This is a genomic window from Leisingera sp. (assembly GCF_034669605.1).
Classification (GTDB): domain Bacteria; phylum Pseudomonadota; class Alphaproteobacteria; order Rhodobacterales; family Rhodobacteraceae; genus Leisingera.
Map to the genome: position 1 here is coordinate 1 of NZ_JAXMOX010000247.1, position 6,186 is coordinate 6,186.

The 6,186-nt window shown below is 66.4% G+C and carries 4 protein-coding genes and 1 pseudogene; all 5 read left to right on the forward strand.

The window, feature by feature from the left end; all coding sequences use genetic code 11:
• Positions 1-7: 7 nt before the first annotated feature.
• The 5 genes and pseudogenes from VOI29_RS21740 to glpD all read left to right on the forward strand — a co-directional run bounded on the left by VOI29_RS21740 (position 8) and on the right by glpD (position 6,091).
• Positions 8-1,519 carry a di-heme oxidoredictase family protein gene (locus VOI29_RS21740; RefSeq protein ID WP_416361574.1) on the forward strand — a complete coding sequence of 504 codons (1,512 nt, stop codon included), beginning with the start codon at positions 8-10 and terminating at the stop codon, positions 1,517-1,519.
• A pseudogene (locus VOI29_RS21745) lies at positions 1,519-2,514 on the forward strand (imelysin family protein). Before VOI29_RS21740 ends, VOI29_RS21745 begins: the two are co-directional and overlap by 1 nt.
• Before the next feature lies 1 nt (position 2,515).
• Complete coding sequence (locus tag VOI29_RS21750) at positions 2,516-3,595, forward strand: DUF1513 domain-containing protein (protein ID WP_323783623.1); 1,080 nt, start codon at positions 2,516-2,518, stop codon at positions 3,593-3,595.
• A gap of 140 nt (positions 3,596-3,735) precedes the next feature.
• Positions 3,736-4,521 (forward strand): DeoR/GlpR family DNA-binding transcription regulator, encoded by a 786-nt coding sequence (locus tag VOI29_RS21755; protein ID WP_323783625.1) that lies wholly within the window; start codon positions 3,736-3,738, stop codon positions 4,519-4,521.
• On the forward strand, positions 4,514-6,091 hold the full coding sequence (gene glpD, locus VOI29_RS21760; RefSeq protein WP_323783627.1) for a glycerol-3-phosphate dehydrogenase: 1,578 nt from the start codon (positions 4,514-4,516) through the stop codon (positions 6,089-6,091). Before VOI29_RS21755 ends, glpD begins: the two co-directional genes overlap by 8 nt.
• Positions 6,092-6,186: the final 95 nt, after the last annotated feature.

Below are 6,186 nucleotides of genomic sequence, written 5' to 3' on the forward strand. Positions count from 1 at the left end.
ACTGTTTCTGGCTGCCGCATTTGCGGCGGCCACCCCCGTTGCGGCGCTGGACCTGGCCAGCCAGTACCAGGCCGAGCCGCACCTCTCCCCCCTGCCCCGCACCGACGCCGAACGCACCCGGATAGAGGCCGTGACCGCGCCCGCCGCGGATTTCTCTGCACCCGAACGGTTCGAAGACCTGCCAGCCGGTGCTGCCACCGTGCGGGCGCGGCCGGATGACGAAGCGTTCTCGCAGCATTCCGCCAACCTCAGTTTCGAGCAGGAGCTGGAATTCAAACTGGGCAATGGCCTGTTCAAGAAGATCTGGGTGTTTTCGCCCGCTTCCACCCTGGCCTCTGACGGTCTCGGCCCGCTCTATAACGCCCGGTCCTGCCAGCGCTGCCACCTGAAGGACGGCCGCGGCCATGTGCCGGAGCAGCCGGACTATGCGTCCGCCACCATGTTCCTGCGCGTCTCGATCCCCGGCCCCGTGCCGCCAGAGCTGCGGGAAGTCCATGACTATATCGGCACCGTGCCCGATCCGAACTACGGCACCCAGCTGCAGGATTTCTCCGCCCCCGGCATCGCGCCGGAATACAAGCTGCAGGTCGCATACGAGGACTTCGAAGTTGCCCTGAACGGCGGCGAAACAGCAACTTTGCGCCGCCCCGGCTACACCGCTGCAAACCTCGGCTACGGCCCGCTTGCCAAGGGCGCCATGCTCTCCCCCCGGGTCGCGCCGCCGATGATCGGGCTGGGATTGCTGGAGGCCGTCCCCGCCGCCGACATCCTCGCCCACGCGGATGAGGAGGACGCGGATGGCGACGGCATCTCAGGCCGTGCCAACCTTGTCTGGTCGCGCGAATTCAACCGGATCATGCTGGGCCGCTTCGGCCTGAAAGCCGGAATGCCGACCGTGCACGAACAATCCGCCAGCGCCTTCGCCGGCGATATCGGCATTTCCACCCCGCTGTTCCCCGCCCACGCCGGCGAATGCACCGGCCTGCAGACCGCCTGCCAGTCCGCGCCGCATGGCGGCGGTGATTCCCGTGAAACCGAGATCGACCAGCCGAATATGGAACTGGTCGCCTTCTACAGCCGCAATCTGGGCGTGCCCGCCCGCCGGAACGCGGATGACCCGACGGTGCTGCGCGGCAAGCAGCTGTTCTATGACAGCGGCTGCGCCTCCTGCCACGTCCCGAAATATGTGACCCACCGGTTGGAGGACCGCCCCGAGCAAAGCTTCCAGCTGATCTGGCCCTACTCCGACCTGTTGCTGCATGACATGGGCGAAGGCCTTGCCGACCACCGCCCCGAGGCCCGCGCCACGGGCCGCGAATGGCGCACTGCGCCGCTCTGGGGGATTGGCCTGACGCAGCAGGTCTCGCCCCGCGCCACCTTTTTGCACGACGGCCGCGCCCGCACCCTGCTGGAGGCGGTTCTGTGGCACGGCGGCGAGGCGGAAGCGGCCAAAACCCGGGTGGTGGAGCTGCCGCCGGAAGACCGTGCTGCCCTGATCTCATTCCTGGAGAGCCTCTGATGCGCGCCCTTGCTTTCGCTGTTGCCTTGGCTGCAGCCCCCGCCGCGGCCTCAGACCTGTCCAGCGCCATCACCGATCAACTGATCCTCCCGGCCTTCCAAACGCTTGCAGAGGACGCGCAGGCACTGGCGGAGACGGCAAAGGCGGATTGCACCCCGCAGTCCGGATCCCTGCGCGCAGCCTACGGCGCCGCCTTCGACGCCTGGATCGCCGCCAGCCCCTACCGTTTCGGGCCGACGGAAACAGACAGCCGCGCCTTTGCGCTGGCATTCTGGCCCGACAGCCGCAGCAAAACACCCAAGGCGCTAGCCAGTCTGATCCGCAGCGAAGACCCCGGCATCTCGGACCCGGCGCAATTCGCCAGCTACTCCATCGCCGCCCGCGGCTTCTATGCCTTGGAATTCCTGCTTTATGATCCTGAGCTCTCCACCGAAGGCAGCGCCGGCTACCGCTGCGCCCTGACCCGCGCCATCAGCACCGACATCGCGGCCACAACCCAATCCATCAAAATGGACTGGGAACAGAGCTACGCCGCCGAAATGCGCAGCCCCGCCAATCGCTACCAAAGCGACGAGGAGATCACTCAGGAACTGCTCAAGGCGCTCACCACCGGCCTGCAGGTGCTGGACGACATGCGTCTGGGGCGTCCGCTGGGAACATAGGACAGACCCCGCCCGGCCCGCGCCGAGGCCCGCCGCTCCGGCCGCAGCCTTCGCCATGTGCTGCTGTCCCTGAACGCGCTGGAGCCGCTGGCGCTGGCTCTGGCGGCCCCCCATGCGGACCTTCAAACCGAATTCACCGCTGGTTTTTCCAAAGCCCGCAAAAAGGCCGAGACCCTCGACGACCCCGTCTTTGCCGGCGCTGCCGATCCCGCCAGCCGCTTCCGCATCGAATCCCTGCAGCAGGAGATCAAGGACCTGCGCGCGCTGGTGGCCGGGGAACTGGGCCCGGCCCTGGGTGTTGAGGCAGGCTTCAATTCCCTGGACGGCGATTGATATGGCGTCCCGCCGCGGCTTTTTGGCCGGCCTTCTGGCCACAGGCCTTGCCCCGCAGGCCAGTTGGGCCAACGCCGGCAGCCCCGCCTTCCTGTCTGCCGGCAAGGACGCCAGCGGCGCCTTCCTGCTTGCGGGCCTCACAGAAGACGGCGGAATCCTGTTCAGCCACCCGCTGCCGGGCCGCGGCCACGCCGCAGCGGCGCATCCCACCCGCCCCGAGGCGGTGGCCCTTGCCCGCCGTCCGGGCCGCTTTGCCGATGTGATCGACTGCCGCACCGGCACCGCCATCGCCCGGTTGGAGCCACCCGCTGGCCACCATTTCTATGGCCACGGCACCTTCTCCCCCGACGGCGCCCGCCTGTTCACGACCGAGAACGACTATGAGAACGCCCGCGGCATCATCGGAGTCTGGGATGCCGCGGACGGATACAAGCGCATTGGCGCCTTTGCTTCCGGCGGCATTGGTCCGCACGATATGCTGCTGCGCCGGGACGCGCCGGGGCTGGTCATCGCCAACGGCGGCATTGAAACCCACCCCGGCAGCGGCCGCGCCAAGCTGAACCTTCCGGACATGCGCCCGAACCTCAGCTACTTGGGTTTTGACGGCACCCTGCAGGACCAGATGGAACTGCCCCGCAGGCTGCATCTGAATTCGATCCGCCACCTCGCCATGCGCATCGACGGCACCGTTGGTTTCGCCATGCAATGGCAGGGGGATCCGGGCGAACAGATCCCCACCGCGGGCTTGCACCTTCCCGGCAGCCCCGCGCGTCTGCTGGCGGAGGATGATCCCCGGGTGCTGAACATGAACGGATACGGCGGCTCCATCGCCTTTTCCGGCGATGGCACGCAGATCGGCGTCACCTCCCCGCGCGGCGGGGTGCTGCAGGTGATGGACACTGTCGGCGGCGCGCTGCTGAACGAGCACCGGATGCACGACGTCTGCGGCCTTGCCGCCTCCCCCGGCGGCTTCACCACCAGCACCGGCACCGGCCGGTTATATGCAATCTCGGACGCAGGCCAGCATCCGCTGCACCGGTCAGAGCTGGCCTGGGACAACCACCTGATCCGGCTCCGCTGAGCCAGCCAGGCTGCTTCATCCAAAGGCGCGCGCCACACTGCGCGCCTTTTTTCGTTTTCACCACACACAAAACCAAAACGAAAACGATAGGTGACATTTCACGCGCGGTCCGCTAAAGAATCGCAGCGAAAGGAAAGCCTATGGATGCCGCCAGCCGTCAAAACGAAATCATTGCCTTGCTGAACCAGCAGGACCGGGTGGAGGTTGACGGCCTGTCCCAGCGCTTTGGCGTGTCGTTACAGACGGTGCGGGCCGACCTGCGCGACCTGTCTGCGCGCGGCGCCCTGTCCCGCGTGCATGGCGGCGCTGTCCGGCTAAGCTCTGCCGCCAGCCAGGGCTATGAGGACCGGCGCAAGCTGAACGCGGGCAACAAGCTGGCGATGGCGGCGCTGGCAGCTGAACTGATCCCCGACAATTGTTCGCTTACGCTCAACATCGGCACCTCCACCGAGCAGGTGGCACGGGCGCTGTCCGGCCACAGCGGCCTGACCGTTGTCTCCAACAATATCAATATTATCAACCTTATGATGAGCGGTCAGGCCAAGGAACTGATCCTGGCCGGCGGCACTGTGCGGCAAAGCGACGGCGCCATTGTGGGCGAGGACGCGGTTGAATTCCTGTCCCGCTACAAGGTCGATTTCGCCGTCATCGGCGCCTCGGCGCTGGATCCGGACGGCGCCGTGATGGACCACGACGCCCGCGAAGTTTCGGTCGCCCGCGCAATCCTGAAAAACGCCCGTCAGCGGGTTCTGGTTTGCGACGGCAGCAAGTTCGCCCGCTCCGCGCCGGTGCGGATCTGCGATGTGGCAGAGCTGGACGTGATGATCACCGACCGCCCGGTGCCGGAACAATTTGCCGAGGCCGCGCAGGCCGCAGGCACCCGGATCCTCACCGCCGGACAAAACGAAAGCAGCGAAAATGACTGATGCACCTGTCACGGACCTTTTCATCATCGGCGGCGGCATCAACGGCTGCGGCATTGCCCGCGATGCCGCGGGACGCGGCCTGTCGGTGACATTGGCCGAAATGAACGATCTGGCCTCCGCCACCTCCTCGGCCTCGACCAAACTGTTCCACGGCGGCCTGCGCTATCTGGAATACTTCGAGTTCCGCCTGGTCCGCGAGGCGCTGATCGAGCGCGAGGTGCTGCTGAAGGCGATGCCGCATATCTCCTGGCCGATGCGCTTTGTGCTGCCGTTTCACAAGGACATGCGCTTTGACAGCGAAACGCCCGCATCGAAACTGCTGACAACCTTCATGCCCTGGATGCGCGGCCGCCGTCCGGCCTGGCTGATCCGGCTGGGGCTGTTTCTCTATGATTCCCTGGGCCAGCGCGGCATCCTGCCCGGCACCGCCAAGCTGGACCTGTCCCGCGACCCGGCAGGCCGGCCGCTGAAAGACAAGTTTCAGACCGCCTTTGAGTATTCCGACTGCTGGATCGAAGACGCCCGGCTGGTGGTGCTGAACGCCCGCGATGCGCAAGCGCGCGGCGCCAGCATCCTGACCCGGACCGAGGTCACTTCAGCCGAACGCCGCGCCGGCCACTGGGTGATCCGGACCAAGAACCGCGCCACCGGCGCAGAGCAGGACCACCGCGCCAGGATGCTGGTCAATGCAGGCGGCCCCTGGGTCGCCGATGTGCTGCACCAGAAGCTGGGCCTGAGCAGCCGCGAAAACGTCCGTCTGGTGCGCGGCAGCCATATAGTGGTGCCGAAACTGTTCGACCACGGCCGCTGCTATTTTTTCCAGGGCAGTGATGGGCGGATTATCTTTGCTATCCCCTATGAGCAGGATTTCACCCTGATCGGCACCACCGATGCCGACCACCCCGACCCGGACACCGCCCCCGTCTGCACCGAAGCGGAGCAGGACTATCTGGCTGACTTCGCATCGCAATACTTCAAACAGCCGCTAAGCCGCAACGACGTGGTCTGGACCTATTCCGGCGTCCGGCCGCTCTATGACGACGGTGCCAGCTCCGCCACTGCAGCAACCCGCGAATACGTGCTGACACTGGATCAGGCCAAGGCGCCGCTGCTGAATGTCTTTGGCGGCAAGATGACCACCTACCGCAAGCTGGCCGAGGCGGTGCTGGCGAAAATCGGCGAGGTGTTCCCGCAGCTGCCCTCTGACTGGACCGCAGGCGTTGCCCTGCCCGGCGGCGATTTTGCGGTGGAGGATGTGGAGAAACTAAAAGCCAAACTGGCCGCAGACTATCCGTTCCTCACCGCCTATTGGACAGGCCGGATGATCCGCGCTTACGGCACCGAGGCATGGGAGGTTCTGGGCGCCGCCAAAACTGCCGCGGATCTGGGGCAGGACTTTGGCGCGACCATCACGGCGCGGGAGCTGGACTGGGCCATTGCCCGCGAATGGGTGCGCAGCGGTGATGATTACCTGTGGCGGCGCACCAAGCTGGGGCTGCGATTGGATGAGGCCCAGCGCGCGGCGGTCGATGCCTACATCCAAGGCAAAGCGGCTCAGCTCGCGGCATAACACGAAGGGCAGCGCCCGTCCCGGCGGGGTGGGAAGCGAAGCGCCCGCCCCGTGGGGGGCGGGACGGGCGCTGCCCGGCCTCTCGGCCGGGCGGG

Excerpts from the sequence above, each read along its gene's own strand:
- glpD (WP_323783627.1), top strand. The coding sequence starts at position 4,514 with ATGACTGATGCACCTGTCACGGACCTTTTCATCATCGGCGGCGGCATC.
- VOI29_RS21750 (WP_323783623.1), top strand. The coding sequence starts at position 2,516 with ATGGCGTCCCGCCGCGGCTTTTTGGCCGGCCTTCTGGCCACAGGCCTT.
- VOI29_RS21755 (WP_323783625.1), top strand. The coding sequence starts at position 3,736 with ATGGATGCCGCCAGCCGTCAAAACGAAATCATTGCCTTGCTGAACCAG.